This is a genomic window from Amycolatopsis sp. NPDC004169 (assembly GCF_040610315.1).
Lineage (GTDB): Bacteria > Actinomycetota > Actinomycetes > Mycobacteriales > Pseudonocardiaceae > Amycolatopsis.
Map to the genome: position 1 here is coordinate 21,031 of NZ_JBEXMD010000033.1, position 26,288 is coordinate 47,318.

Consider the following 26,288-nt stretch of genomic DNA (forward strand, 5'->3'; position numbering starts at 1 on the left):
GTCACGGGCATTCTGTCAGCTCGGCCGCCGGAGCACCTCCGCGGCGAACCCGGCGGCCGAGGCCAGGCCGACGAGCTCGTCACCACGCTCGGCGGGCACCAGGACGAGCGGGTAGCAGTCGGACTCGATGTCGAGGACGACGAGCGCGGTTCCGTTGTCGTGCAACCGGTTCCCGGCGTGCTCGAGGAAGTCGTAAGTGGACAGTTCGCTGGTGGCGAGGGAGGTCCAGGGGTCGTCACCGGCCGGAGCGGACCGCAGGGCCCGCAGCCCGCCGACGATTTCGCCCGGGTCCTCCTTCCAGTCGAATTCGGCGAGTAAGCCGTGATCGGTGAGGACGTCCACGAGCGCGATCCAGGGCAGGAGGGGGAAGGGTTCGTCGATCCCACGCTCGTCGAGCCGCGCGGCGTGCGCCCGAAGGAAGGCGTCCTGGTCGTCGAAGGCGGCTGCGGCGTGCTCGGCGACCTGCGGCACGCCGGGCGCCAGCAGGGAGGCCACGGCCACGAGTGCGGCACGAGCGGGTACGGTCATCCGGGCAATCTAGCGAACCTGCTCCGCCAGCGTGGCACGCAGATCCACCGGGCGGCGGATCCAGATGTCCACCGCCGTCCCGTCCGGCGACGTGAGCGTCAAGCATCCCTGGTCCCCCGGTCCCCACAGCGGAACCACCTCCGCGGACCAGGACCGGTCGAACGTCACCTCGCCGACACCGCGGTCGCGATCGCCCCGCCGAGGCGCCCAGCGCAATTCCCCCGACGACAACGTCAACCGGCCCAGCAGCTCGCCGACCTCGTCGGCACGGCGGGCGTGCCGGCCCGGCGCCTTCGCCCCCAGCAGCAACGCCGCCTGCACCGGCAGCTGCGCCGGCCACGACGGCGGCTCCCCCGCCGCCCGGCGTCGGTGCTCCGCGCGCGATTCCCGCCCCATGATCACCGCGGCGAGCGCGTACAGCAGCGCGGGCACGCCGAGCACCGTGAGCACGGCCGGGAGCCAGCCCGCCTCGAGGCCCAGCACCGCCGTCGACGCCACCAGGTAGCCGGCGCCCAGCAGGGCCCGGGTTCGCCGACGGCGTTCGCGGTCCCGGCCGTGTCCTGTCATCCGCCCGTCCGATCGGTTCGCGGCACCAGACCGCCGTACCGAGAATACGAACGACGATTCTTCAGTGCGTGCGGGCTCGCAGGTGGGCGCGTTCGCCGTGCCGGCCGAACAGGATCAGCAGCTCGACCGGCTTCCCGTCGGCGCTGCCGAGCCAGTGCGGGACCGTGGTGTCGAACTCCGCCGCCTCGCCGGCGGGCAGGACCAGGTCGTGCTCGCCGAGGACCAGCCGGAGCCGGCCGTGGAGCACGTAGAGCCACTCGTGACCCTCGTGGACCCGGTGGTCCGGGACCGGCGGCCGGTCGGCGCTCGGGATGATCATCTTGTAGGCCTGCATGCCGCCGGGCCGGGACAGCGGCACGAACGTCATGCCGTGGCGGTGGATCGGGGTCAGGTGGATGCGCGGGTCGCCGGTGGGCGGGGCGCCGACGAGGTCGTCGAGCGGGACGTCGTAGGCACGGGCCAGCGGCAGCAGCAGTTCCAGACTGGCCCTCCGCTGCCCGCTTTCCAGCCGCGACAGCGTGCTCTCCGAGACGCCGGTGGCGGCCGCGACGTCCGCCAGCGTCATCCCGCGGTGCCGGCGCAGCGCCCGCAGCCGGGGGCCGACCGCGTGCAGCACGTCCTGGAAGTCGTCGCTCACCCGGCCATCTTGCCGGAACCGCAAGAAAGCGTGCCGGAACCGCCAGGGCGGGGTCAGGGTGGGCCCATGACCCCATCGACCACCGAAGCGTCCCGGTTCTGGGACGGCCACCACGCGGCCCACGTGCCGGACGGCGAGCCGCGCGCCAACGTCCGGTTCGTCGAGGTCGCCGGCGCACCGGCGGCCGGCGAGCCCTCGATCTCGGCTCGGGCGGCGACGCGCGGCTGGCCCGGCGAGGTTGGCAGGTGACCGTGGTCGTCATACCTGCACACGTCGTTCCCGCTGCCCCGCGACCGGGTGCCGAGGCAGGCCGCGGAAGCGCTCTCCCGCGGCGGGCGGCTGCGGTCGTCGAGCACGGTTCCGTCGCGCCGTGCTCGTGGCAGCAAGCACCCCCGCTCGATCCGGGGTGGACCGTCGAACGTGCCGCCGCCCTTCCCCGGCAGGCCACCGGTCCCGGCGGACAGACCGCCGAAGTCGTCGACCACCTGCTGCTGATCCGCCGCACCCGGTGAAAGGACCGGCCATGCCCCGAACCCGGCGGCGCGACACCCCGCCCCCACGCACCGGACCGGCCGAAAAGGATGTGCTGCACGGTTTCCTCACCCATCTGCGGGCCGCCGTGGCCGCCAAGGCCGAGGGCGTGCCGGAACCGCAGGTCCGCACGCCCGGCGTCCCGTCGGGCACGTCGTTGCTGGGCCTGGTCCGGCACCTGGCGCACGTCGAGCGGTTCACGTTCCTCGGCGAGCCGGTCGCCGACTGGCCCGGTACGTTCCGGCCGCGGCCGGAGGAGACGGTCGCGTCGGTGCTGGCCGGCTACCGCAGCGCGTGCGAGGAGGCCGACGCGGTCATCGACGCCTGCACCGATCTGTCGCAGCCGGTCGCCAGGCCCGGCCGGAGCGCGCCGTCGATGCGCTGGGCGCTGGTGCACCTGATCGAGGAGACCGGGCGCCACGCCGGGCACGCGGACATCTTGCGCGAGCTGATCGACGGCAGCACCGGCCGCTGACCAGGCGAATCCTGCGTGTTTCACCGTCCGGCCGCCGGGCGCGCTCGCGAATCCACTGTGGAACGGCGACCGGAAGGTGAATTCCGGGGCGCGGCCCGGACCGGGAAGCGGGCGGCCGTGTCCGTTCGCTCTGCGAGTCACCCGGGAGAGTGCTATTTGATCCGTTATGAGCGAATCACTGAACTACCCGCAATCCGCCGCCGAGCCGGGCCCGCCGGCCGCTCCGGCGCGGCCCAGCACGGTCGAGGGTGCCTTCTGGGCGTTCATCGTCGCCCCGGTGGTCGGGCTCATCGGAGCCGTGCTGATCTTCGCCAACCGGGACGCGATCACCACCACCATGCGCGACGCGAACAGACAACGCGGCGGCAACCTCACCGACGCGCAGATCGACCAGGCGGTGAACGTCACGATGATCACCGCGGTGGTGATCGCGGTGATCATCGCGGCGTTGTACCTGCTGTTCGCGTTCAAGCTGCGCGCCGGCCGCAACTGGGCGCGCATCGTGCTGACCGTGCTCACCGCCCTGCAGCTGCTTTCGGTGCTGTTCGGCCAGAGCACGATCGGCGGCTACATCGCGGTGCTGGCGGCGGTGGTCGGCGTGGTGCTGTCGTTCACGAGCCCGTCGAACGCCTACTTCGCGGCGGCCAAGGCCCCGCGCTGAGCGACCCCGCGGCGGCCGGCCCCCGGCCGCCGCGGTCGGTCTCACCGTCGCCTGTGGACGGTCAGCTGTTCCACATCCGCGCGGTCAACCGGAGGAACTCGCGCCCGTCGCCGGCGCTCGACGCGGCCCCGAGGTCGGGGTAGACGTCCAGCACCCGGTCCGCCCCGGTCAGCCGCAGTGCGCGGCTCACCAGCGGGTTGCCGCCGGTGACGATGCGGAGGCGGACGTTGCGGTCCGCGGCGTTGTCGGTCACCGCGCTCAGCACGCGGACCCCCGCCGCGCCGAGGAAGTTCACCCTCGACAGGTCCAGCACGATCGCCTTCGGTTCCGGGCTGCCGGCCAGTGCCGCGGCCACCGCGCCCACCACCACGAGCACCGTTCCCGCGTCGAGCTCGCCGGACAACGCCAGGAGCACCGGCTCACCGTGCGAGCAGGACACCCGCAACCGACCCGCCGGGGACCCGAAGGACGCCACCCGAAAACACCCCATTCACGAAAAGAGTCCGGCACGAACAGGCACTGCGGCTCCTGCACGACCCGCTCGCGCGCCAGCGTAATGACCGCCTTCCACTGATCACAAGCCGTGACCACCCGACTCGACCCGATGGTGTTTCACCGGGGAAAGACGGGGGAAGTCACGCGGGGCGATCTGCTCTCAAGGAGGTTGTCATGGCGGCAACACCCGATCCGGCGTCCACCGGGGTGCGCACGCTCATCCCGGCACGCATCGACCGGTTGCCCTGGTCCCCGTTCCACACCCGGATGGTGGTCGCCCTCGGGGTGGCCTGGATCCTCGACGGCCTGGAGATCACGGTGGCCAGCGCGGTCGCCGACACCCTCACCAAGCCCGAGACGCTCCACATGTCGTCGGCGGCCGTGGGGCTGCTGGCGACCATCTACCTGGCCGGCGAAGTGGTCGGGGCGCTGTTCTTCGGCAGTCTTTCGGACAAGCTGGGCCGGCGGAACCTGTTCATGCTGACGCTGGCCGTCTACCTCGTCGGCAGCGGCCTGACCGCGCTGACCCTCGGTAACGGCGCCGGCTGGGTCATCTTCCTCTACGCGACCAGGTTCGTGGCCGGGATGGGCATCGGCGGCGAGTACGCGGCCATCAACTCCGCGATCGACGAGCTGATCCCGGCGCGCTACCGGGGCCGGGTGGACATCGCCGTCAACGGCACCTACTGGGCCGGCGCCGTGCTGGGCACCATCGGCACGTACATCCTGCTCAACAAGATGGACCTGTCGCTGGGCTGGCGGCTGGGCTTCCTCATCGGGCCGGTGCTCGGGCTCGTCATCCTGCTCGTCCGGCGGCACCTGCCGGAGAGCCCGCGGTGGCAGATCATGCACGGCCGGGCCGAAGCGGCCGAGGAGTCGATCAAGCAGATCGAGGAAGAGGTCGAGCACGGCGGCCGCAGCCTGCCGCCGGTCGACGAGAAGAAGGCGATCGAGGTGACGCCGGCCGAGCGGATCGGGTACGTCGCCCTGGCCAGGGTGCTGTTCCGCGAGTACCCGTCACGGGCGATCCTGGGCGCGTCGCTGATGATCAGCCAGTCGTTCCTCTACAACGCGATCTTCTTCACCTACACGCTGGTGCTCGGCAAGTTCTACGGGGTCTCGTCCGCGGCCACGCCGATCTACCTGATCGCCTTTGCCGTCGGCAACCTGGTCGGCCCGTTCACGATCGGGCACCTGTTCGACACCCTGGGCCGGCGCAAGATGATCTCCGGCACCTACATCGTGTCCGGGGTCCTGCTGGCGATCACGGCGGTGCTGTTCTACGCGGGCGCGCTGAACGCGATCACCCAGACGATCGCGTGGTGCGTGATCTTCTTCTTCGCCTCCGCCGGCGCGAGCGCGGGCTACCTGACGGTGAGCGAGATCTTCCCCCTGGAAGTCCGGGCCAAGGCGATCGCGGTGTTCTTCGCGATCGCGCAGTGCTTCGGCGCGCTGGGCCCGGTGATCTACGGCGCCCTGATCGGCACCGGCGAGCACCCGGTCCGCCTGTTCATCGGCTACCTGCTGGGCGCCGCGGTGATGATCGCCGGCGGCCTGGTCGCCCGGTTCCTGGCGGTCGACGCGGAGGGCAAGTCCCTGGAGGACGTCGCCCAGCCGCTGGCCGCCGCCGGCCGGCGCGGGCGCACCCGCGCCGAGGGAGCCTCCTCCCCCTTCTCCACCTGACGCCGGAAAGCCGCGAATGACGCATTGGGGCCCGTACCGTCCCGAAGCGTCATTCGCGGCGAGCGTTCCGGCGCAGACCGGTTTAGGCTCGGCGGACACGGGTAGCCGCCGCGCAAGGCGACACGGGTCGGGAGGTGGGCGTGGGACCACGGAAGTGGCTCGAGCTGTGGCCCGTCTACCGCCAGCTGACCGGCACCGACCCGCTCGGCCGGGGCAAGGCCGCCGAATCGCCGCGTTCCGAGGCGCTCGCGCCGCGCACCGCGAGCGCCGACCGGGTGGCCAAGTCGGTCTGCCCCTACTGCGCCGTCGGCTGCGGGCAGCAGGTCTTCGTCAAAGACGAGCGCGTCGTGCAGATCGAAGGAGACCCGCACAGCCCGATCTCGCGCGGCCGGCTCTGCCCCAAGGGCTCGGCGAGCAAGCAGCTGGTCACCGGCCCGCAGCGGGAGCAGAAGGTCCGCTACCGCGCCCCGTACGCCACCGAGTGGACCGAGCTGGACCTCGGCACGGCCATGGAGATGGTCGCCGACCGCGTGCTCGACGCCCGCCGCAAGGGCTGGCAGGACACCGACTCCCGCGGGATGCCGCTGCGCCGGACCACGGGCATCGCCAGCCTCGGCGGCGCCACCCTGGACAACGAAGAGAACTACCTGATCAAGAAGCTCTTCACCGCGCTGGGCGCGATCCAGATCGAGAACCAGGCCCGCATTTGACACTCCGCCACCGTTCCCGGTCTGGGGACTTCCTTCGGTCGCGGTGGCGCGACGGACTACCAGCAGGACCTGCAGAACTCCGACTGCGTCGTCATCATGGGCTCGAACATGGCCGAGGCGCACCCGGTGGGGTTCCAGTGGGTGATGGAGGCGAAGGCCCGCGGGGCCGAGGTGCTGCACATCGACCCGCGGTTCACCCGCACGAGCGCGCTGGCCGACGCCCACGTCCCGCTGCGGGCCGGCACCGACATCGCGTTCCTCGGCGGGGTGATCAACCACATCCTGAGCAACGACCTGGACTTCCGGGAGTACGTGGTCGCCTACACGAACGCCTCCTTCCTGGTGTCCGAGGACTTCCGCGACACCGAGGACCTCGACGGCCTGTTCAGCGGCTACGACGAGGCCAAGGCCGCCTACGACCCCGCCACCTGGCACTACGAGAGCGTCCGGCCGAAGGAGACCCCGCACGGCAAGGAGACGTCGGCGTCCGACCAGCACGGCTCGGGCGGCCCGGTGCTCGAAGGCGCCAGCGAGGAGATCACCGCCGACCCGACGCTGCAGCACCCGCGCTGCGTGTTCCAGATCCTCAAGCGCCACTTCGCCCGCTACACCCCGGAGATGGTCGAGGCGACCTGCGGGACGCCCAAGGAGCTCTTCCAGCGGGTCTGTGATGCCTGGACGCGCAACTCGGGCCGGGAACGCACCGCCGCGCTCGTCTACAGCGTCGGCTGGACGCAGCACAGCGTCGGCGCCCAGTACATCCGGGCAGGCTCGATCATCCAGCTGCTGCTCGGCAACATCGGGCGGCCCGGCGGCGGGGTGTTCGCGCTGCGCGGGCACGCCAGCATCCAGGGCTCGACCGACATCCCGACGCTGTTCAACCTGCTGCCCGGCTACCTGCCGATGCCCACACCCGAGCAGGCCACGCTGGCCGACTACCTCGAAAGCGTCCGCGGCGACAAGCAGAAGGGCTTCTGGCGCAACGCCGACGCCTACACCGTGTCGCTGCTCAAGGAGTACTGGGGCGACAAGGCCACCCCGGACAACGACTTCGGCTTCGGCTACCTGCCGCGGATCAACGGCGACCACGGGACGTACCGGACGGTCATGGACATGGTCGACGGCAAGGTCTCCGGCTACTTCCTGCTCGGGCAGAACCCCGCCGTCGGGTCCGCGCACGGCCGGCTGCAGCGGCTCGGGATGGCCAACCTCGACTGGCTCGTCGTGCGGGACCTCACGATGATCGAGAGCGCCACCTTCTGGAAGGACGCGCCGGAGATCGAAACCGGCGAGATCGTGCCGGAGCAGTGCCGCACCGAGGTGTTCTTCTTCCCCGCCGCCTCGCACGTGGAGAAGGAGGGGACGTTCACCCAGACCCAGCGCATGCTGCAGTGGCGGGAGAAGGCCGTCGAGCCGGCCGGCGACCAGCGGTCCGAGCTCTGGTTCTTCTACCACCTGGGCCGGATGGTCCGGGAACGGCTGGCGGGCTCGGAAGACGAGCGGGACCGGCCGGTGCTCGACCTCGCCTGGGACTACGCGGTGCACGGCGACGAGCCGTCCGCCGACGACGTGCTGCGGCGGATCAGCGGCCGGGACCTGACGACCGGCAAGCAGGTCGGCGGCTACCTCGAGCTCAAGGCCGACGGCAGCACCTCCTGCGGCTGCTGGATCTACAGCGGTGTCTACGCCGACGGCGTCAACCAGGCCGCCCGCCGCAAGTCGCGGTTCGAGCAGGACCTCTACGCCCTGGAGTGGGGCTGGGTGTGGCCGCTGAACCGGCGGGTGCTCTACAACCGCGCCTCCGCCGACCCGCAGGGACGGCCGTGGAGCGAGCGCAAGGCCCTGATCTGGTGGGACGCCGAACGCGGCGAGTGGACCGGCCACGACGTCCCCGACTTCGAGAAGACCAAGCCGCCGGACCACGTCCCGCCGCCGGACGCCGTCGGCCCGGCCGCCCTGCGCGGCGACGACCCGTTCATCATGCAGTCGGACGGCAAGGCGTGGCTGTTCGCGCCGAACGGGCTGGCCGACGGCCCGCTGCCGGCGCACTACGAGCCGCACGAGTCGCCGTTCCGCAACACCTTCTACGCGCAGCAGGGGAACCCGACGCGGAAGGTCTACGGACGGCGCGACAACCCGTCGAACCCGTCGCCGCCGGAGCCCGGGACTGAGGTCTTCCCGTTCGTGTTCACCGCCGCGCGGCTGACCGAGCACCACACCGCGGGCGGGATGAGCCGGACGCTGCCCTACCTGTCGGAGCTGCAGCCGGACCTGTTCGTCGAGGTCTCCCCCGAGCTCGCGAAGCTGCGGGGGCTCTCGCACCTGGGCTGGGCGCACGTCGTCACCGCGCGGGCCGCCGTCGAGGCGCGGGTGTTCGTCACCGACCGGATGGCGCCGCTGCGGGTGCAGGACCGGGTCGTGCACCAGGTCTGGATGCCCTACCACTGGGGCAGTTCCGGGCTGGTGTCCCGTGACGTGGTGAACGACCTGTTCGGCGTGGTGCTGGACCCGAACGTCTTCATCCAGGAGAGCAAGGTCGCCACCTGCGACGTCCGGCCGGGACGGCGGCCGCGCGGCGCCGGCCTGCTCGCGTTGCTCGCCGGCTACCGCGAGCGCGCCGGCATCACGCCCGAAACGGGGACGCAGGTGGCCACCGTGCACGAGACCCGGCACGTCGAACCCGGCCACGCCACGGAGGACCGACCATGAGCATCGAGAACCGGCTGTCCGGGCCACTGCCGGACGTCGCCGGCGAAGCCGGGCACACCGGGCACCCGCCGCGCGTCGGGTTCTTCACCGACACGTCGGTGTGCATCGGGTGCAAGGCCTGCGAAGTCGCCTGCAAGGAGTGGAACAACGTCCCCGAAGACGGGCTCGACCTGCTCGGGATGTCGTTCGACAACACCGGCGCGCTGGGCGCGAATTCGTGGCGGCACGTGGCCTTCATCGAGCAGCAGCGCCCGCTCGGCGCGCAGTCGCCGGGCCTCGACGGACTGCCGACCGGACCGTCGGCGGTCGACGTGACGACCGCGTTCGTCGCCGACGAGCTGCGGCAGGCCCCGCGCGGCGGCGGCGAGCTGGGCACCTCTCCCCTGCCGCGGGCGCCCGAGGACCTGGGCATGCCGTCGTTCGACCTGCCGGGCGGGAAGACCGGCGCCGAGGGCCGCACCGACTTCCGCTGGCTGATGGCCTCGGACGTGTGCAAGCACTGCACCCACGCGGGCTGCCTCGACGTCTGCCCGACGGGCGCGCTGTTCCGCACCGAGTTCGGCACGGTCGTGGTGCAGCAGGACATCTGCAACGGCTGCGGCTACTGCGTTTCCGGCTGCCCGTACGGGGTGATCGACCGCCGTCCGGACGACGGCCGGGCCCAGAAGTGCACGCTCTGCTACGACCGGCTGCACGACGGCCTCGAGCCCGCGTGCGCCAAGGCCTGCCCGACCGACTCGATCCAGTTCGGCGAGCTGGACGAGCTGCGCGAGCGGGCGGCCCGCCGGGTCGAAGCCCTCCACGAACGCGGCGTCCCCGAGGCGCGGCTGTACGGACACGACCCGTCCGACGGCGTCGGGGGCGGCGGCGCGTTCTTCCTGCTGCTGGACGAACCCGAGGTCTACGGGCTGCCGCCGGATCCGGTGGTGCCCACCCGCGAGCTGCCGTCGATGTGGAAGTACGCCGGGATGGCGGCCTCGGCCCTGCTCGCGGCCGCGGTCGCGTCGTTCGGACGGCGGCGCCGGTGACGCCGCGCGAACCCCGCAGCGACGCGGGAGCCGCCGACACCCGGGCCCGCGTCTTCGGCGGCCGCCGCAAGCGCGGTGGCTCCGCGGAAGAGCTCATGGTGCCCCGCGCGGAGTTCCGCTCCTACTACGGGCGGCCCGTTCTCAAGCCGCCCGTCTGGGAGTGGAAGGTCCCCGCCTACCTGTTCACCGGCGGGCTCGCCGCGGGCACGTCGCTGCTGGCCGCCGGGGCCGACCTCACCGGGCGGCCCGCGCTGCGCCGGGTGGGCCGCACCGGCTCGCTCGCCGCGCTGCTCGCCAGCGTCTACCTGCTGGTCGCCGACCTCGGGCGGCCGGAACGGTTCCACCACATGCTGCGCGTCGCGAAACCGACGTCGCCGATGAGCGTCGGCACCTGGATCCTGAGCGCGTTCGGCCCGGGCATGGGCGTCGCCGCGGCCGCCGAGGTGCTGCCCGCCGGGCTGCGGCGTTCCCTGCCCGGGCGGCTCCTGCGTGCGGTGGCCCGGCCCGCCGGGCTGTCGTCGGCGGTCGTCGCCCCGGCCGTGGCGTCGTACACAGCGGTGCTCCTGTCGCAGACGGCGGTGCCGGCTTGGCACGAGGCCCACGCGGAACTGCCCTTCGTGTTCACCGGCTCGGCGGCGGCGAGCTCGGGCGGCTTCGCGATGGTGCTGGTCCCGGTCGAGGAGGCGGGCCCGGCCCGCACGCTGGCGGCCCTCGGCGCGGCGACCGAACTGGTGGCGTCGAAGGTGCTGGAGAAACGACTCGGCCTCACGGCGGAGGCGTACACGACGGGCAAAGCGCACGGGCTGCGGAAGTGGTCGGAACGCCTGACGGCGGCCGGTCTGGCCGGGGCGCTGTTCGGGCACCGCAGCCGCGCGGTGTCGGTGGCCGCCGGGACCGCCCTGTTCGCCGGCAGTGCGTTGCAGCGCTTCGGCGTGTTCGAAGCGGGCGTCGAGTCCACAAAGGACCCGAAGTACGTGGTCGTGCCGCAGCGGCAGCGCGCGAACCGGCGGTGACGAGCGCGATCACCGCGTGACCGGAAGCCCGGCGGCGTCAGCCGCGCGCGCTGTTCCGCAACCGCGGTAGCACCGCCAGCCACGCCAGCGCCGCCTCGACGGTCCGGTGGATGGGCAGCACCCGGTCCAGCTCCAGCACCCGGATCGGCCGCAGCACCGCACGCTGCCGCGCCGCGATCGCGAACGGCACGCCGCTCACGTGCGCCTCCGAAGCCGCCACCAGCAGCTCCGTGATCGCTCCCGCGCCGCAGAACGACACCTGGGACAGATTCAGCACGAGGGCCCGCGGGGCGAGGTCGAGCTCCTCGCCGAGCCGGGTCCGGAGCCGGTGCAGGACCGGCAGGTCGATCTCGCCGCGGATCGCGACGGTCGTCGCCTCCGCCGTGGCGGTCACGCTCATCGTCATCGCGGACGGGACGTCGACGCGGAACTGCGGAGCGGCGATCTGGTCGAGCACACAGGCCTCCCACCCATGGGGACGGACGCACAGTGCGGCTGCGGGCTGAACCGCGATGACCACCGTACGCCTGTCCGGCGGCCGCTTCCGCAGCCGCCGCCGAATTCGTCGAATCCGGGCGCGCCCCGGCGAATTGCCGGAACGGGCCGGATAACGGTTCGGAGCTCCCGTCGGTCCCGGCATCCCACCGAACGCCCGTCTTCTGCTAAGAAGTGCATCGTTTCGTCGATCGACGCAGGGGTGCGGGTGGCTCTCGAGGAACAGCTCGTCAACGGGCGGTACCGGCTACTGGGGCACCTCGGCCGCGGCGCGATGAGCCTGGTGTGGCGGGCCAGGGACGAGCGGCTGGACCGCGTCGTGGCCGTCAAGCAGTTCCTGCACGACGCGGGCGCGGGCGGCGACGTCTGCGAACGGGCGATCCGCGAGGCCCGGCTCGCCTCCCGGTTGCGGCACCCGCACGCGGTCGCCGTCCACGACGTGTTCGAGGACGCCGGCTCGATGTACCTCGTCATGGAGTACGTGCCCGCCCGCTCGCTGAGCGAGGTCCTCGTCGAACGCGGGCCGCTGCCCCGCTGCGACGTGCTGCGGCTCGGGCGGCAGATCGGGGCGGCGCTGGCCGCCGCGCACGGCGACTGGATCCTGCACCGGGACGTCACGCCCAACAACGTGCTCGTCACCGACGACGGCGTCGCCCGGATCACCGACTTCGGCGTCTCGCGCGCGCTCGGCGAGCACCCGGCCGCCGACGAAGGCGTCGTCGTCGGCACCCTCCCCTACCTGGCCCCGGAAGTCGCCCGCGGCGGCGAGGCCGGCCTGCCGTCCGACGTCTATTCGCTCGGCGCCACGCTCTACACCGCCCTGGAGGGCACGCCGCCGTTCGGCACCAGCGACGACCCGATCACGCTGCTGCGGCGGATCACCGAGAACCAGCTCACCCCGCCGCCGCACGGGGGGCCGCTGACCCCGGTGCTGATGCGGATGCTCGAACGCGATCCGGCCGCGCGCCCGTCGATGCAGGAGGCGGTGGACCTGCTGGCCGCCGTCGGCAAGCCGGTTCCGGCGCCGCCCCGCCGGTCCCGGCTCCGCCGCGTCGCGGTGACCGGGGCCGCCGCCTGCCTGACGTCGGTGAGCGTGGCGGCCGGTCTCGCCCTCGCCGACCGGCCGGGGACCACCACCGCGGCGCCCGTCGAGCGGCCACCGACGACGGTCACCACCGACCACACCGTCAGCAGCACCACGACGGCGTCCGCGCCGGCGCCCGGCCCGGCGACCGGAGGCCCGGCCCGGCACCCGGCGGCGGCCACGCCGTCCACCGCGTCCGGGTGCACCGCGCGCTACGAGGTCACGAACGCCTGGCCGGGTGGCGCCCAGGCGCAGGTGACCGTGCACAACGACCGGCCGACGCGGCTCACCGGGTGGACGGTGACCTGGGTCCAGCCCGGCGGGGCCGGCATCCGGGACCTCTGGAACGGCACCCTGAGCCAGACCGGCTCGGCGGTGACCGTCACCGACGCGGGCTGGAACGCTCTCGTCGAGCCGGACGGTTCGGCTTCGTTCGGGCTGAACCAGGACATCACGAGCGGCCGGGCGGTCGTCCCGGTCCTCAGCTGCCACACCAACTGATTTCGTTATCGTTCCGACACAACCGGATCGCCATTTTCTCCGTAGCGGCCTTCGCCGTTTCCGGCATCCGGAACGAATACGTCGAACGCATTTCGTACCCCCACCCAGGTGAGTGAATTGCGCCGACGAGCCGAACTGCGCTCCGGAAGCGGCCGTGTTCCCCGGCGAAGGAAACGACAGAGGGGAGCGCGCCCGTGCACGAAGGGGCAGTGATCGCCGGCCGGTACCGCGTGCTCGGCCGGGCGGGTCACGGCGCGATGGGGGCCGTGTGGCGGGCGAAGGACGAACGGCTCGACCGCCTGGTGGCGATCAAGCAGCTGTTCCCCGAGTCCCCCGCCGATCCGGCGGCCACCCGCGCCCGGACGATCCGCGAGGCCCGGGTCACCGCCCGGCTGCGCCACCCGCACGCGGTCGTCGTCCACGACGTCGTCGAGCAGGGCGGCGCGGCCTACATCACGATGGAGTACCTGCCCGCACGCACGCTCACCGCCCTCATCGAGGAGCACGGCCCGCTGGTGCCGGAGTACGTGGCCGAGCTGGGTGCCCAGCTCGCGTCGGCGCTGGCCGCGGCGCACGCGGAAGGCGTCGTGCACCGCGACATCAGCCCCAACAACGTCCTGATCACCACCGACGGCTCGGCGAAGATCACCGACTTCGGGGTGGCCCACGCGCGCGGGGAGGGCACGGCCACCGGCCGCGGGCTGTTCGTCGGCACGCCGGCCTACCTCGCGCCGGAGGTCGCCGAAGGCGAAGAACCCGGCTTCCCGTCCGACGTCTATTCACTCGGCGCGACGCTCTACACCGCGCTCGAAGGGCAGCCGCCGTCCGGGACCGACGAGAACCAGCTCGCCCTGCTCAAACGGGTCGGCGCCGGCACCGTCACCCCGCCCGTCACCAGCGGCCCGGTCACCGACGCGATCCTCCGGCTGCTGCACCGGGATCCGGCCGCCCGGCCGGCGATGGCCGGGGCGGCCCGGCTGCTGACCCGCGCCACCGCACCCGGCGTGGTGCCCGCGCCCGCCCCGGTGGACAGCGCGCCGCCGGTCCGCCGTCGCCGGTCCCGCGCGGCCTTCGCCGGGACGGCGCTGGTGCTGACCGCGGCGGCCGCCGTGGTGGCGGCGACCGCGGTCCCCGCCGACCGGGAGCCCACGAGCGCGGCGGCCCAGCTCGCGTCGGCGCCGTCCACGACACCGCCGTCCACGACACTGCCGACCGCGTCCCGGACCACGGGCCCCGCGGCCTGCGCCGCGCGCTACCAGGTGGTGAAGACGTGGAACGGCGGTTTCCAGGGGCTGGTGACCGTCCGCAACAGCGGGCGGGCCGAGGTCACCGGGTGGACGGTCAGCTGGACCAACCCGGCCGGGACGAGCATCGACGACCTCTGGAACGGCACGCTGGCGCGGACCGGCGCCACCTCGGCGATCACGAACGCCGAGTGGAATGCGGTGCTCAGGCCGGGCGAATCGACCACCTTCGGCTTCGTCGCGCTGGCCCGCGGCGGCAACCGCGGGATGCCGGTGACCGACTGCCGTCCCCGCGAATGAATCGCCGCCCCTGCCGTTTTCCGCGCCTCCGCCGAAGGTGGCTTGACCACCTCCGTTCACCGGTATTAAGGTCGGCACCCGCTCCTTCCTGTTAGCGCTAACTTCCGATCGGACAACGGATCGGACAATGTTCCTCGAGAAAGTCCTCACGACGATGACGAATTTCCGCGACGCGGCGGACGAACCGCCCGGCGGCGGCCGCGGCGCGGTGACGATCACCGACGTGGCGAACGCGGCCGGCGTCTCGGCGAGCACGGTGTCCTACGTGATCACCGGCAAGCGGACGATCTCCCCGGCCACCCGGCGCCGGGTCGAGGAAACCATCCGCGCCCTCGGCTACCGGCGCCGCGGCGGCTCGCCGTCGCCCCGGGCCGGCGTCCTCGCGGTGGCGGTGCCGCCGCTGGGCGACCGGCAGCTGGGCATGGAGATGGAGTTCTTCTCCGCGGCGGCGGGCGCGGCCCGCGAATCCGGCTTCGACCTGCTGCTGGTCACCGACGACGACGGCACGTCGGGCCTGCACCGGGTGACGTCGGCGGCGCTGGCCGACGCGGTGATCGTGCTGGACGCCGGCGACGACGACCCGCGGGTACCGGTCCTGCTGGCCTCCGGCCGCCCCGCGGTGCTGGTCGGCGCGCCGGGACAGCACCGCGGGCTGGCCTCGGTGGCGCTCGACTTCGGACCGGCCGGGGTAGCCTGCCTGACCCACCTCGCCGGCCTCGGCCACCGGTCGGTCGCCCACCTCGGCCCGTCGGTCTCGCCGCCCGGCCCCCGGCTCCGGTACCTGAAGGGCTTCGTCGACAGCTTCGGCGCGGCCGCGGCCAAGCACGGTGTGAAAGCGATTTCCCACCACCTTTCCCCGAAGGGCCGGGCGGCGGGCGCGCCGTCGGCCGAAGAGGTCGCCCGCGGCCTGGACAAGCTGCTCACCGCCGGTGGCCCGACCGCGCTGGTCGTGCACGACGAGGCGGCGCTGCCGCTGGTGCTGGGCACCCTCCGGCAGCGCGGCAGGCAGGTCCCCGGTGACATCTCCGTCGTCGCGGTCTGCTCGGAAACCGTGGCGGGACGGCAGCGGATCCGGCCGGCCGCGGTGCTCGTCCCGGCCGCCGAGCTGGGAGTGCTGTCGGTCCGGCTGGCGGTGGGCCAGCTCGACGGCGGACCGCCCGAGCCCGCCACGGTGGTCCCCGCGTTCGTCACCGGGGAAAGCACCGCGGCGGCCGTCGCCGTCCGTGAAGGGGCGCGCCTGTCCGGCGCGTGAGAATTCTCGGCGATCCCGGGTTCGGCCAGGGCAAGGGCAGGTGACCGCGGACGGGACGGCCAAGATCGCCGGATTCGGGCCGAGCACCGGCCGTTTCCCCGCCGCAAGCCCTACGGGACCTCGCGGCTTCCCGACCCGGCGGTTGCGCCGCCGGGCGTGTCTCACCGCGGCGCGGATTCCCCCTTACCCCCGCAGGATTCGCGCACCACGAGCGTCGGCCACAGCTGGAGCCGGTGCACCGGCCGCTCGGCCGTGTCGGTGAGCCGGGCCAGTGCGAGCTCGGCGGCCACCGCGCCGAGCCGGTGCTTCTGCGGGCACACCGCCGTCAGCGGCGGGTCCGAGGCCGCCGCCACTTCGTCGTCGTAGGAGACCACCGCCAGCTCGCCGGGTACGGCGACACCGCCGTCGCGGGCCCGTTCGATCAGGCCGATGGCTTCGCGATCGGCGTGCACGAGCAGCGCGCCGACGCCGGCCCGGCGGCAGCGCGCCAGCAGGGCGTCGTACTCCGCCGCCCAGCCCGGCGAGCCGTACACCGGCACGTCGAGGTCCAGTGCCGCACCCGTGTCCAGCCCCAGTGAACCGATCGCGTCGCGCCAGCCGGCCCGCAACGCCCGGCTCGTCGGGCTGGACCGCGACGTCACCAGCCCGACCGCTTGGTGCCCCAGGGAAACCAGGTGCCGGACGGCGAGTCCCGCGCCGAGCGCGTGCGCCGTCGTGGCCGCGTCCAGGGCGAGCGTCGGCAGCTCCGGCGGGGGCAGGCGCTCGACCAGGACCACCGGGACGCTCAGTGAGCCCAGCCAGCGCAGCAGGTCCAGCGCGCCGCGGCCGCTGGTGGCCGGGGCGACCAGCAGCGTCTGCACCCCGCGGTCGAGGAGCTTGCCGATCTGGCGGCGGTCCTCCGCCGCGTCGTAGCTGGACGCCCGCAGCACGAGCCTGCCGCCTGCACCGGCCACTGTGGACTGGGCACCTTGGACGACCGTCGGCCAGTAGTACTCCACCGACGGCGCGACCATGCCGACGAGCGCGCCGGGTGCCACGTGGCCGAACACCGACGCCGCTCGCCCGGGTTCGGGGTGGCTGCCGCGCGGCCGGGTCAGCGTGACCCCGCCGTGCACCCGGGTCAGCAGCCCGCGGTCGGCGAGCTCGGTGACGTCCCTGCGCACGGTGACCGCGGTGACGCCCAGCCGCGCCACCAGCTCCGTGAGCCGGACCGCGCCGTGTTCGCGGACCAGCGAAAGGATCAGCTGGTGCCGTTCGGAGGCGAGCATCACCGCACCTGCTCCAGCCGGACCCGCGCCGGGCCCTCGCGCACCAGCAGGGTGAGCCGGCTGAGGTGGCCGCCCCAGGAGGCCCGCAGCAGGTGGTCGTCCAGCGGCCGCCGTTCGAGGTCCGCGGTGGTGTGCCGGGGATCCCAGCTCAGCCGCAGCACCCGGTGGCCGGCCTGCGACACGAACGCTTCGCCGTCGCCGAGCTCGACGTCCCCGGCGAGGACGTGCCGCAGCCGGACCGGCCGGACCGAGTCGTCGTCGGTCACCAGGACGTGCGCGGGCGGGTCGCGGACCAGCCGCACCGAACGGATCCAGCGCGGCACGCCCGGGTAGGCCCCGGCGAGGTCGGCGCGGAGCGTGGCCGCGGACGCGGTGAGTTCGACCCGGACGTCCCGCGCCCCGAACGCTTCCCCCGGCTCCTGGGTGACGCCGGGCTCCGGGACGTTGTGCCACTCGCTGCGCAGCGGCCAGGCCCGGTAGCGGTCCAGCCCGAAGCTGGCCGCGGTGTAGGTCGGCTGGCCGGCGTCGGCCACCACCGGCACCCCGTCGACCGCCACCCAGTACGAGCCCACGTCGAGGTGGTTGTGCCGTTCCCCGTTGTGCCCCGCCTTCACCGCCACGGTCAGCCCGCGGGCGGTCCCGGCGCGTTCCCTGGCCACCAGCACCTGCACCCGCGGCAGCCACTCTTCGCGCGCCGGCCAGGTCTCTTCGGGTTCGGTGGCCAAGGCCTTCCGCCAGTCGTCGTCCGCCAGGCCGGACAGCGCGCGGCCGAGCCCGGCCGACGGCCACACCGGCCGCCCGCTCGCACGCGCCCGGCTCACCGCGTGCGCCCGGACGTCGTCGTCGCCGAGCCGCTCGCCCCAGCGGTGCAGCACGTGCCACGGCTGCGCCGGGGACAGCCGGGCCGGGGCGTCGCCGGCGTTGACGTAGGCGTCGCCGCCCAGGTGCATCCGGTGCGGGAAGCGGATCAGCTCGCGCAGCACCGGGAGCTCCCCCGGGTCGCCCAGCAGGTCCAGGCACTCCAGCAGCCGGCAGGCGCCGTGCCACCAGTAGGCGACGCCCTCGTCGATGCCGCCGTCGCCGGGCAGGATCGCGACGTAGTGCTCGAGCCCCTCGACCACCAGCCGCACCAGCCGCCCGCGCCGTTCTTCGTCGGCCACCAGCAGGAGCGCGGCCGCGAGGACACCGGAGTGGATCCACGGGTTCCAGTTGTGCGCGTCGCCGTCGAGGCCGAGCCAGTGCCAGTCGCGCACGCGCTCGAACGGCGTCAGCACGCGGACCTCGACCTCGCGCCGCAGCCGTCTGCGCAGTCCCGGCGCCCGGATGTCGAAGTGCGGGCCCAGGACGTGATCGGCCCAGGCGAACAGGGACGCGACCTCGGCCGCGCCCAGGTCGAGGAACGGGTCGTCGGGGTCGGCCAGCACCTCGCCGCGCCCGGCCGCGTGCCGGTCGTGGGGTGCCCAGCACCACGTGGTCGCCTCGGCGAGCGCGACCAGCCCGTCGATCGCGCCGTCCAGCAACGGCACCGGGCCCGGTGGCACCTCACCGGTGAGCACCGCGCCGAGCACCAGCAGCGTGACGCGCTCACGCAGCTCGCGGGCGGCGTCTTCGTACTCCGTGCGCACGCCGTCGCGGAACGTCCTGGCCCACGCCGTCGCCGTCAGGACCGGTGCCGGACGCGCGAGAACGGCCTCGGCTTCGGCGATGATCGCGGCGCCTTCCACGGCGTCCCAGAGCGTCCGGTCGCGCACGTCGGGGAGCCGCATCGGTGCCGCCCTTTCGATTCCGATCGTTTGTGATCGGTTTTGACTCGAATTGTTGACTCGCACTATGGCACAGCCCGACAGTGACAGCCATCACTTCGACGGAGGAGCAATGACGCTTCGGGGATCGGCGGGCCCGACCCGCCGGACGTTCCTTTCGGCCACCGCCGGGCTCGCGGCCGGCGGCCTGCTCGGCGGCTGCGCGTCGGCGACGACGGCCTCCGGCGCCACCCGCGTGCGCCTCTGGTCGTGGCTCACCGGCATGGACAAGTACGTCGCCGCGTTCAACGCCGCGCACCCGGACACCTCGGTGGAGCTCAACGTGATCGCGGCCGGCCTGAAGGGCGGTTACGCCCAGCAGACCAACGCGCTGCGCGCCCACAACGCCCCGGACATCCTGCACGCGGAGTACCAGGGCCTGCCGCAGCTGCTCACCACCGGCGGCCTGCGCGACCTCACCGGCGACCTCGCCGACCTCGAGCGCGGCTACTCCCCCGCCGCCTGGCAGGGTGTCCGGCCGGGCGGCCGCACCTGGGCGGTGCCGATGGACCTCGCCCCGATGGTGCTCTACTACCGCAAGGACCTCTTCGACTCCCACGGCATCGCGGTCCCGCGCACCTGGGACGAATTCCGCGCGGCCGCGCGGGCCGTGCAGAAGGCCGACCCGGCCGCGCGCCTGACGACGTTCCCGCTCAACGACGGCTCGTTCTTCGCCGGAATGTGCTGGCAGGCGGGCGATCCGTGGTGGCGGGTCGACGGCGGCTCGTGGCGGGTGGACATCGACGGCGCGGGCACCCTGCGCACCGCGGACTACTGGCAGGGCCTGATCCGCGACGGCCTGGTCGCCACCGCACCGACCGGCGACCAGGACTGGATCGGGGCGATGCACACCGGACGGCTGTGGGGGCTGCTCGGCGCGTCCTGGAGCGTCGGCTCGCTGGTGAAGTCGATCCCGCAGGACAAGGGCCGGTGGGCGGTGACCACGATGCCGACCTGGGACGGCGTCCCGGCCAACGGCGTGCAGGGCGGCAGCGCGTTCGCCGTCTCCGCCGAAAGCGAGGTGCCGGACGCGGCCGTGAAGTTCCTGCGCTGGCTGAGCACCGACCCGGCCGTCGCGAAGATCGGCACCACATTCACCACGCCCTTCCCCGGTTACCTGCCGAGCCGGGACGTGGCCAGGAAGGCCTACCGGGGCGGGTACTTCCTCGGCGACCCGGTCTACGACGTGCTCGACGAAGCCGCCCGGCGCGTCCCGGACTGGACGTGGGGACCCAACGCGCTGCGGACGTTCTCCACCGTCGTCGACCGGATGGGCGGGGTGAAGACCGGGAGCACGACCCTCGCCGCCACCGTCCGGCAGACGCAGGCCGGCGCCGTCGCCGAGCTGCGCGAGCGGGGATTGACCGTGCTGGAAGGGAAAGCGTGATGACCGTCCTGACGCCCGAGCGGGCCGCGAGCGCGACGGCAGCGGTGAGCCCCGGCAGCCCGGCGCGGGGACGGCGGGGCCGCGGCCGCGCCGGTCTCGTGCTGGCGGCGCCGTTCGCGGTCCTGCTGACCGCCACCGTGCTCGTCCCGATCGCCTACGCCCTCTACCTGAGCCTGTTCACCGATCGCCTGTCCGGCCTGGGTTTCTCCGGCCCGACGCAGGCGTTCATCGCGTTCGGCAACTACACCGACGTGCTCACCGACAGCGCGTTCCACACCAGCCTCGGCAACGTGGCGCTGTTCGTGCTGGTGCACATCCCGGTCATGCTCGGCCTGGCCCTGCTGCTGGCGCTGCTGATCGACTCCGCCGTCGTCCGGCTCAAGCGGGTGTGGTCGCTGGCCGTCTTCCTGCCCTACGCGGTGCCGACGGTGATCACCGGGCTCGTCTGGGCCTACCTGTACAGCCCCCATTCCGGGCTGACCGCCCTGCTGCCGTTCGACCCGCTGGGCAAGACCGGCATCCTGCCCTCGATCGTGAACATCGCGACCTGGCAGTGGGTCGGCTACAACATGATCATCTTCTACACCGCGCTGCAGGCCGTCCCGCGTGACGTCCTCGAAGCCGCGCGCGCCGACGGCGCCGGGGGCCTCCGGACGGCGTGGTCGGTCAAGGTCCCGATGATCCGGCCGACGATGTTCGTCGCGCTCGTGTTCACCGTGATCGGGTCCCTGCAGCTGTTCACCGAACCCCTGGTGCTGCGCGGGTTCACCGGCTCGGTGACGAGCACCTGGTCCCCGAGCCTGTACGTGTACGAGGCCGCCTTCATCGCCAACGACTACGGCCGCGCCGCCGCCGCGTCCGTGCTGCTGGCGCTGGTTTCCGCCCTGCTCTCGGCGCTCGTCATGCGCCTGTCCGCCCGGAGGTCCCGGTGACCCTGCCCCCTGCCGCCTCGCGGTGGACGTCCCGCACGGCGGTGCACGTCCTGCTGGTGCTGGCCGCGCTGTACGCGGTCCTGCCGCTGGTCTGGCTGGTCACCTCGGCCACCAAGTCCGTCGGCGACTTCTCCACCACGGGCGCGTTCGAATTCGGGCAGTTCACCCTGGGCACCAACCTGAGCGCGTTGTTCACACAGGAGAACGGCGTCTTCCTCGCTTGGATCCGCAACTCGCTGCTCTACGCCGGCCTCGGCGCGGTGCTCGGTTCGCTGATCTGCGCCGCGTGCGGGTACGCGATCGCGAAGCTCGACTTCCCGGGCCGCCGGGCGCTGTTCGCGGTGACGCTGACCGGGGTCCTGGTGCCGACCACCGCGCTGGCCCTGCCGCTGTACCTGCTGGCGTCGCAGCTGGAGGTGGTCGGCACGTTCTGGGCGGTGTTCATCCCGTTGCTGACCAACCCCTTCGGCGTCTACCTCGCCCGCGTCTACGCCGAAGCCGCGGTGCCCGGCGAGGTCCTCGAAGCCGCCCGGACCGACGGCGCGGGCGAGCTGCGGACGTTCTTCACCATCGGCCTGCCGATGATGCGGCCCGGCCTGGTGACGATCTTCCTGTTCCAGTTCGTCGGGATCTGGAACAACTTCTTCCTGCCGCTGGTGATGCTCACCGACCCGAAGCTGTTCCCGATGAGCCTCGGCCTCTACCAGTGGAGCACGCGGGTGACCCAGTTCCCGCAGTACAACCCGCTCGTCATCACCGGCTCCCTGCTGGCCGTGCTGCCACTGGTCGTCGCGTTCGTGCTGCTGCACCGGCAATGGCGGTCCGGGCTGGCGGCGGGCAGCGTCAAGTGAAGCGCCGCCCGGAGACCCTGCTGGCGATGGCGCGGGACACGATGCACCTGCAGTTCGGCCCCGCGGAACTGGCCCGGCTGCGCGCCGCGGCCCGGCTGGGCGAGCCGCTGTGCGCCGACGAGCTGGCCTCGGCGGCGGTGCGCGCGCGGCTGGCGGAGGTGGAGGTGCTGATCACGTCGTGGGGCTGTCCCCCGCTCGACGAGGAGGTCCTGCGGGCCGCCCCGCGCCTGCGGGCGGTGCTGCACGCGGCGGGCAGCGTCCGCGACCACGTGGGCGCGGCGGTGTTCGACCGCGGCCTGCTGGTCACCACGGCCGCCGACGCCAACGCGGAGCCGGTGGCCCAGTACACGCTGGGCGCGATCCTGTGGGCGTTCAAGAAGGTGCCCTTCCTGGCCGCCGACGCCCGCGAGTTCCGCGAGGACTGGGGTTACCGCGAGCGGCGCGGCGAGCTGTCCGGCCGCGACCGGACCGTGGTGCTGGTCGGCTTCTCGCGCGTCGGCCGCCGCGTCGCCGCCCTGCTGCGGCTGCTGGACCTGGCCCGCGTGGTCGTGGTCGACCCGGTGATCGACCCGGCCGAGATCCGCACGGCCGGGGCCGAGCCCGCGGTGCTGGCGGACGCCCTGCCCCTGGCGGACGTGCTGAGCCTGCACGCGCCGTCGCTGCCGGAGACCCGGCACATGATCGGTGCCGCCGAGCTGGCCGCATTGCCGCCCGGGGCGGTGCTGGTGAACACCGCACGCGGCGCACTGGTGGACACCGAGGCCCTGGAGCGGGCCTGCGCCGACGGCGGCCTGCACGCGGTCCTCGACGTCACCGAGCCGGAGCCGCTGCCCGCCGGGTCGCCGCTCTACGACCTGCCCAACGTGGTGCTGACCCCGCACGTGGCGGGGTCGCTGGGTTCGGAGACGCGCCGGATGAGCGCCGAGGCGCTCGGCGAGCTGGAGCGGTACGCGGCGGGCCTGCCACCCCGGGCGCCGGTGACCCGGCACTCGCTGGCGGTGCAGGCATGACCGCCGCCGAGGACCGGCGGCTTTCGCCGTACACCGGCTGGACCCGCGAGCACTACGCCGCACTGGCGGACCGCCTGCTCGCCGCGGCGGGCCGGTACCGCTCGCCCGGCGGCGCCCGGATCGACCTGCCCGGCCCGCCCAGCCGCAACGGCCGCGTCTCGGACGGCCTCGAAGGGTTCGCCCGGACCTTCCTCCTCGCCGGCTTCCGCGTCGCCGGGGAGGACGGCGCGGATCCCGGCGGCCTCCTGGAGCACTACGCGCGCGGGCTGGCCGCCGGCACCGATCCGGCGTCGCCCGAGGCGTGGCCGCGGCCCGGCGAACTCGGCCAGGCCAAAGTGGAAGCCGCGTCGATCGCGCTCGTGCTGCAGCTGACCCGGCCGTGGCTGTGGGACCGCTTGGACGACGCCGTCCGCGAGCGGGTCGTCGCCTGGCTCGCGACGGTGATCGGGCAGCCCTACCCGCCGATCAACTGGGTGTGGTTCCGGATCGTCGTGGAGTCGTTCCTGCGCGAGGCGGGCGGCCCGTGGTCGGCGGCGGACGTCGAGGAGGACTTGGCCGTGCACGCGTCGCTGCGGCGGCCGGGCGGCTGGCTCAGCGACGGCGACGAACGCGCCTACGACCACTACACGGGCTGGGCCCTGCACCTGTACCCGTTGCTGTGGACGCACTTGTTCGACGTCACCGGCACCCTGTGCCCCGGCTCCCTGCGGCTGCAGTGGGCGGCGGACCTGCGGGCCTACCTCGCCGACGCCGTCCGGCTGGTGGGCGCCGACGGCTCGCCGCTGCTGCAGGGCCGCAGCCTGGTCTACCGCTTCGCGGCCGCGGCGCCGTTCTGGGTGGGCGCGGTCACCGGCACCTCGTCCCTCGCCCCCGGCCTGACGCGCCGGGTCGCCGGCGGGATGGTCCGGCACTTCGACGTGCCCGACGGCCTGCTCGGCCTCGGCTGGCACCACGCCTGGCCCGCGATGCGCCAGGCGTACTCCGGCCCCGGCTCGCCCTACTGGGCCGCCAAAGGCTTGCTGGGTCTCGCCCTGCCGGCCCACCATCCCGTGTGGACGGACGTCGAGCAGCCACTGCCGATCGAGACGGGCGACGTCGCCCGCGTCGTCACCGCGCCCGGCTGGCTGGTTTCGGGACGCCGTCGCGACGGCATCGCCCTGGTGATCAACCACGGCACGGACCACGCCCGCCCCGGCGATCCGCGGTCCGACGCACCGCTCTACGCCCGGCTCGGCTATTCGACGGCGACGGTGCCGCCGCTGGGTTCCGTGCCGGACAACACGGTGTCCGTGCTGGACACCGGCGGCCGGGCGAGCCACCGGGCGGGCTTCTCGACGTGCTACACGACCGAGCTGCCGGGCGGGATCATGGCGGCCGCATCCCGGGGCCGCGTCCGCTGGGTGGACACGACCGGCGACGACTCCCCCGACCACGGCTCCGGCCGCGGCGGCCCGGTGGTGCCGGGCCCGGTGCTGACGGTGGTGTCCGTGGTCCGCCGAGGGGTGGAGGTGCGGCTCGCTCGCCTCGAAGACGTCGGCGACCCGGTCCGGTCCCTGCGGCTGACGGGCTGGCCGGTCACGGGCGGAACGCGGCCGGAAACCGGCGCGGCTTCCGCCCGGACCGCCGATCTCCGGTCGGAACTGCGTCCGCTGCGCGGCTTCACCAGGGCGGGGGTGGTGGTCGAGTCCGGCGTTTCCCCGTTGGGCCCGTGGACGGCGGTGCCGTTCGTCGCCACGGAGGGACCACCGGAGCCGGGAGCGGTGTACGCCGCGGTGGTGGTCCTGGACCGCGGCGCCCCGGACGACCCCGACCCGTCGCTGGTGATCGATGCCGGCAGCGTCACGCTGACCTGGCCCGACGGCGTCACCGCCCGGGTGCCCTTGCCGCCCGCTTCACCGAGGCACTGACCGGCCGGCCCGCGACCGGCCGACCTCGCCCGACTCCCCGGCGGCGACGGTGTGCCGGCGGCGGGACGGCACCAGCAGCGTCGGGTGCTCGACGCTCCAGGCCGCGGACCGGCAGATCAGTTCCTTGATCCGGGCGGCCGTCTTCCCGGTCGCCGCGGAGGGCTTGGCCACATCGTCCGGGGTCACCCGCTGGATGACGGCGTCGCGGCGGCCGAGACTCACGCACTGGACCGAATAGCCGATCTTGTTCTCCGGCACCGGGCGCCCGGTCAGGCGGGCGGCGATGGCGTCGGCCGCCAGCTGGGCCGTCGGGATCCCCGAAGCGCAGGACATCCGCAGCGGTGTGCCGTGGCCACCCCGGGCGTACGCGGCGTCGCCGACCGCGTAGACGTCCGGGTGGGAGACCGACCGCATCGTGTCGTCGACGACGATCTGGCCCGTCTCGGCGACCGTCAGGGTGGTGGCCGCGGCGATCGGGTGGACGGCGAACCCGGCCGTCCAGACGGTCACCTGGGCCGGGATCGTGCGGCCGTCGGCGGTGGTCGCGGTGGCCGGCTCGACCCTCGTCACGGCCGTGTTCTCGTGCACGGTGATGCCGAGCCGGTCGAACGCCCGCCGCAGGTGGTCACGGCCCTTTTCGCTCAGCCAGTCGCCGAGGCCGCCGCGGGCGGCGAGGGCGATCTCGAGGTCCGGCCGGGCCTCCGCGATTTCCGTGGCGGCTTCGATGCCGGTGAGGCCGCCACCCACGACCAGCACGGTCCCGCCCGCGGCGAGGTCGGCGAGCCGGGCGCGCAGCCGCAGCGTGGACTCCTTGCCCGCGAGGCTGTGGGCGTGCTCGGGAACGGCGGCGGCGGTGCTGCCGAGGGCGTAGACGAGCGTGTCGTAGCCGAGTTCTCCGCCGTCGGCGAGGACGACGGTCCGGCGTTCGGCGTCGACCGCGGCGACCCGCGCGATCCGCAGCTGGACGCCGGTGCCCGCGAAGACGCCGGCCAGCGGGCGCGGCTTCAGGTCCTGCCCGGTCGCCAGCTGGTGCATGCGGACGCGCTCGACGAACTCGGCGTCGGCGTTGACCAGGGTGATCTCGGTGTCGGCGGGGTGCAACCGCTTGGCCAGGCGCCCGGCAGCGTTGGCTCCGGCGTATCCGGCCCCGAGGACGACGATGCGGTGCTTCATGGTTTTGCTCCTGTCCGGTCGGTGTGTGCTCCCTGAACCGGACAG

Annotated in this window: 24 protein-coding genes; 16 read left to right on the forward strand and 8 right to left on the reverse strand. The window is 73.5% G+C overall.

Annotation, left to right across the window (positions count from 1 at the left end; all coding sequences use genetic code 11):
• Positions 1–15: 15 nt before the first annotated feature.
• The 3 genes from ABZX11_RS34030 to ABZX11_RS34040 form a co-directional block, all read right to left on the reverse strand.
• The gene (locus ABZX11_RS34030) at positions 16–528 is read right to left on the reverse strand and encodes a DUF6630 family protein (RefSeq protein ID WP_354920850.1); all 513 of its coding nucleotides are present in this window, start codon (positions 526–528) and stop codon (positions 16–18) included.
• 9 nt (positions 529–537) lie between these two features.
• Positions 538–1,095, reverse strand: a complete 558-nt coding sequence (locus ABZX11_RS34035; RefSeq protein WP_354920853.1) for a hypothetical protein — start codon at positions 1,093–1,095, stop codon at positions 538–540.
• Positions 1,096–1,156: 61 nt separating this feature from the next.
• Entirely contained in the window at positions 1,157–1,732 is a 576-nt protein-coding gene (locus ABZX11_RS34040; RefSeq protein ID WP_354920856.1) for an XRE family transcriptional regulator, read from the reverse strand.
• 66 nt (positions 1,733–1,798) lie between these two features.
• Here ABZX11_RS34040 and ABZX11_RS34045 point away from each other — a divergent pair, with 66 nt between their 5' ends.
• From ABZX11_RS34045 to ABZX11_RS34060, 4 genes are all read left to right on the forward strand, one after another.
• Positions 1,799–1,981 carry a hypothetical protein gene (locus ABZX11_RS34045; RefSeq protein ID WP_354920858.1) on the forward strand — a complete coding sequence of 61 codons (183 nt, stop codon included), beginning with the start codon at positions 1,799–1,801 and terminating at the stop codon, positions 1,979–1,981.
• Entirely contained in the window at positions 1,978–2,244 is a 267-nt protein-coding gene (locus ABZX11_RS34050) for a hypothetical protein (protein ID WP_354920861.1), read from the forward strand. The genes ABZX11_RS34045 and ABZX11_RS34050 overlap by 4 nt, the downstream gene beginning before the upstream one ends.
• Before the next feature lie 11 nt (positions 2,245–2,255).
• A complete protein-coding gene (locus ABZX11_RS34055) occupies positions 2,256–2,738 on the forward strand; it encodes a DinB family protein (protein WP_354920864.1) in 483 nt (160 codons plus the stop codon).
• A gap of 166 nt (positions 2,739–2,904) precedes the next feature.
• The gene (locus ABZX11_RS34060; protein ID WP_354920867.1) at positions 2,905–3,399 is read left to right on the forward strand and encodes a hypothetical protein; all 495 of its coding nucleotides are present in this window, start codon (positions 2,905–2,907) and stop codon (positions 3,397–3,399) included.
• A 61-nt stretch (positions 3,400–3,460) separates the two neighbouring features.
• On the opposite strand, the gene ABZX11_RS34065 is transcribed toward ABZX11_RS34060, so the two are convergent.
• The gene (locus ABZX11_RS34065; RefSeq protein WP_176177695.1) at positions 3,461–3,814 is read right to left on the reverse strand and encodes an STAS domain-containing protein; all 354 of its coding nucleotides are present in this window, start codon (positions 3,812–3,814) and stop codon (positions 3,461–3,463) included.
• A gap of 254 nt (positions 3,815–4,068) precedes the next feature.
• Between ABZX11_RS34065 and ABZX11_RS34070 the strand changes: the two genes are divergently transcribed.
• The 4 genes from ABZX11_RS34070 to nrfD all read left to right on the forward strand — a co-directional run bounded on the left by ABZX11_RS34070 (position 4,069) and on the right by nrfD (position 11,037).
• Positions 4,069–5,577: an MFS transporter gene (locus tag ABZX11_RS34070; protein WP_176170267.1), complete on the forward strand. Its 1,509-nt coding sequence runs from the start codon at positions 4,069–4,071 to the stop codon at positions 5,575–5,577.
• A gap of 140 nt (positions 5,578–5,717) precedes the next feature.
• Entirely contained in the window at positions 5,718–8,996 is a 3,279-nt protein-coding gene (fdh, locus tag ABZX11_RS34075; protein WP_354920871.1) for a formate dehydrogenase, read from the forward strand.
• Entirely contained in the window at positions 8,993–10,024 is a 1,032-nt protein-coding gene (locus ABZX11_RS34080) for a 4Fe-4S dicluster domain-containing protein (protein ID WP_354920874.1), read from the forward strand. The genes fdh and ABZX11_RS34080 overlap by 4 nt, the downstream gene beginning before the upstream one ends.
• A complete protein-coding gene (nrfD, locus tag ABZX11_RS34085) occupies positions 10,021–11,037 on the forward strand; it encodes an NrfD/PsrC family molybdoenzyme membrane anchor subunit (RefSeq protein ID WP_176170270.1) in 1,017 nt (338 codons plus the stop codon). Before ABZX11_RS34080 ends, nrfD begins: the two co-directional genes overlap by 4 nt.
• Positions 11,038–11,074: 37 nt before the next feature.
• Here the strand turns inward: nrfD and ABZX11_RS34090 are convergent, their stop codons facing one another.
• The gene (locus ABZX11_RS34090) at positions 11,075–11,494 is read right to left on the reverse strand and encodes an STAS domain-containing protein (RefSeq protein ID WP_354920878.1); all 420 of its coding nucleotides are present in this window, start codon (positions 11,492–11,494) and stop codon (positions 11,075–11,077) included.
• 246 nt (positions 11,495–11,740) lie between these two features.
• Between ABZX11_RS34090 and ABZX11_RS34095 the strand changes: the two genes are divergently transcribed.
• The 3 genes from ABZX11_RS34095 to ABZX11_RS34105 all read left to right on the forward strand — a co-directional run bounded on the left by ABZX11_RS34095 (position 11,741) and on the right by ABZX11_RS34105 (position 15,913).
• Entirely contained in the window at positions 11,741–13,117 is a 1,377-nt protein-coding gene (locus ABZX11_RS34095; RefSeq protein WP_354920881.1) for a protein kinase, read from the forward strand.
• Positions 13,118–13,311: 194 nt separating this feature from the next.
• Entirely contained in the window at positions 13,312–14,661 is a 1,350-nt protein-coding gene (locus ABZX11_RS34100) for a protein kinase (protein WP_354920884.1), read from the forward strand.
• Positions 14,662–14,788: 127 nt separating this feature from the next.
• Positions 14,789–15,913 (forward strand): LacI family DNA-binding transcriptional regulator, encoded by a 1,125-nt coding sequence (locus tag ABZX11_RS34105; protein WP_354920887.1) that lies wholly within the window; start codon positions 14,789–14,791, stop codon positions 15,911–15,913.
• Positions 15,914–16,074: 161 nt separating this feature from the next.
• Here ABZX11_RS34105 and ABZX11_RS34110 read toward each other — a convergent pair whose 3' ends face one another.
• Both ABZX11_RS34110 and ABZX11_RS34115 read right to left on the reverse strand, forming a co-directional pair.
• Positions 16,075–17,181: a substrate-binding domain-containing protein gene (locus ABZX11_RS34110; RefSeq protein WP_354920890.1), complete on the reverse strand. Its 1,107-nt coding sequence runs from the start codon at positions 17,179–17,181 to the stop codon at positions 16,075–16,077.
• Positions 17,181–18,947: a heparinase II/III family protein gene (locus tag ABZX11_RS34115; protein ID WP_354920893.1), complete on the reverse strand. Its 1,767-nt coding sequence runs from the start codon at positions 18,945–18,947 to the stop codon at positions 17,181–17,183. Before ABZX11_RS34115 ends, ABZX11_RS34110 begins: the two co-directional genes overlap by 1 nt.
• A gap of 109 nt (positions 18,948–19,056) precedes the next feature.
• On the opposite strand from ABZX11_RS34115, the gene ABZX11_RS34120 reads away from it, so the two are divergent.
• From ABZX11_RS34120 to ABZX11_RS34140, 5 genes are read left to right on the forward strand one after another with little or no spacing between them, the layout of a single operon-like run.
• Complete coding sequence (locus tag ABZX11_RS34120) at positions 19,057–20,370, forward strand: sugar ABC transporter substrate-binding protein (protein ID WP_354920896.1); 1,314 nt, start codon at positions 19,057–19,059, stop codon at positions 20,368–20,370.
• Positions 20,370–21,302, forward strand: a complete 933-nt coding sequence (locus tag ABZX11_RS34125; protein WP_354920899.1) for a sugar ABC transporter permease — start codon at positions 20,370–20,372, stop codon at positions 21,300–21,302. The genes ABZX11_RS34120 and ABZX11_RS34125 overlap by 1 nt, the downstream gene beginning before the upstream one ends.
• A gap of 41 nt (positions 21,303–21,343) precedes the next feature.
• The gene (locus ABZX11_RS34130) at positions 21,344–22,153 is read left to right on the forward strand and encodes a carbohydrate ABC transporter permease (protein ID WP_354921073.1); all 810 of its coding nucleotides are present in this window, start codon (positions 21,344–21,346) and stop codon (positions 22,151–22,153) included.
• The gene (locus ABZX11_RS34135) at positions 22,150–23,163 is read left to right on the forward strand and encodes a hydroxyacid dehydrogenase (RefSeq protein WP_354920902.1); all 1,014 of its coding nucleotides are present in this window, start codon (positions 22,150–22,152) and stop codon (positions 23,161–23,163) included. The genes ABZX11_RS34130 and ABZX11_RS34135 overlap by 4 nt, the downstream gene beginning before the upstream one ends.
• Positions 23,160–25,070 (forward strand): DUF2264 domain-containing protein, encoded by a 1,911-nt coding sequence (locus ABZX11_RS34140; RefSeq protein ID WP_354920905.1) that lies wholly within the window; start codon positions 23,160–23,162, stop codon positions 25,068–25,070. Before ABZX11_RS34135 ends, ABZX11_RS34140 begins: the two co-directional genes overlap by 4 nt.
• On the opposite strand, the gene ABZX11_RS34145 is transcribed toward ABZX11_RS34140, so the two are convergent.
• The gene (locus ABZX11_RS34145) at positions 25,056–26,243 is read right to left on the reverse strand and encodes an FAD-dependent oxidoreductase (protein WP_354920908.1); all 1,188 of its coding nucleotides are present in this window, start codon (positions 26,241–26,243) and stop codon (positions 25,056–25,058) included. The genes ABZX11_RS34140 and ABZX11_RS34145 overlap by 15 nt on opposite strands.
• Between the last annotated feature and the right edge of the window lie 45 nt (positions 26,244–26,288).

Bases quoted from the DNA above. Each gene is read 5' to 3' on its own strand.
- ABZX11_RS34030 (WP_354920850.1), bottom strand. From the start codon at position 528: ATGACCGTACCCGCTCGTGCCGCACTCGTGGCCGTGGCCTCCCTGCTG.
- ABZX11_RS34035 (WP_354920853.1), bottom strand. From the start codon at position 1,095: ATGACAGGACACGGCCGGGACCGCGAACGCCGTCGGCGAACCCGGGCC.
- ABZX11_RS34045 (WP_354920858.1), top strand. From the start codon at position 1,799: ATGACCCCATCGACCACCGAAGCGTCCCGGTTCTGGGACGGCCACCAC.
- ABZX11_RS34055 (WP_354920864.1), top strand. From the start codon at position 2,256: ATGCCCCGAACCCGGCGGCGCGACACCCCGCCCCCACGCACCGGACCG.
- ABZX11_RS34060 (WP_354920867.1), top strand. From the start codon at position 2,905: ATGAGCGAATCACTGAACTACCCGCAATCCGCCGCCGAGCCGGGCCCG.
- ABZX11_RS34070 (WP_176170267.1), top strand. From the start codon at position 4,069: ATGGCGGCAACACCCGATCCGGCGTCCACCGGGGTGCGCACGCTCATC.
- ABZX11_RS34080 (WP_354920874.1), top strand. From the start codon at position 8,993: ATGAGCATCGAGAACCGGCTGTCCGGGCCACTGCCGGACGTCGCCGGC.
- ABZX11_RS34105 (WP_354920887.1), top strand. From the start codon at position 14,789: ATGTTCCTCGAGAAAGTCCTCACGACGATGACGAATTTCCGCGACGCG.
- ABZX11_RS34110 (WP_354920890.1), bottom strand. From the start codon at position 17,181: ATGCTCGCCTCCGAACGGCACCAGCTGATCCTTTCGCTGGTCCGCGAA.
- ABZX11_RS34115 (WP_354920893.1), bottom strand. From the start codon at position 18,947: ATGCGGCTCCCCGACGTGCGCGACCGGACGCTCTGGGACGCCGTGGAA.
- ABZX11_RS34120 (WP_354920896.1), top strand. From the start codon at position 19,057: ATGACGCTTCGGGGATCGGCGGGCCCGACCCGCCGGACGTTCCTTTCG.
- ABZX11_RS34125 (WP_354920899.1), top strand. From the start codon at position 20,370: ATGACCGTCCTGACGCCCGAGCGGGCCGCGAGCGCGACGGCAGCGGTG.
- ABZX11_RS34140 (WP_354920905.1), top strand. From the start codon at position 23,160: ATGACCGCCGCCGAGGACCGGCGGCTTTCGCCGTACACCGGCTGGACC.
- ABZX11_RS34145 (WP_354920908.1), bottom strand. From the start codon at position 26,243: ATGAAGCACCGCATCGTCGTCCTCGGGGCCGGATACGCCGGAGCCAAC.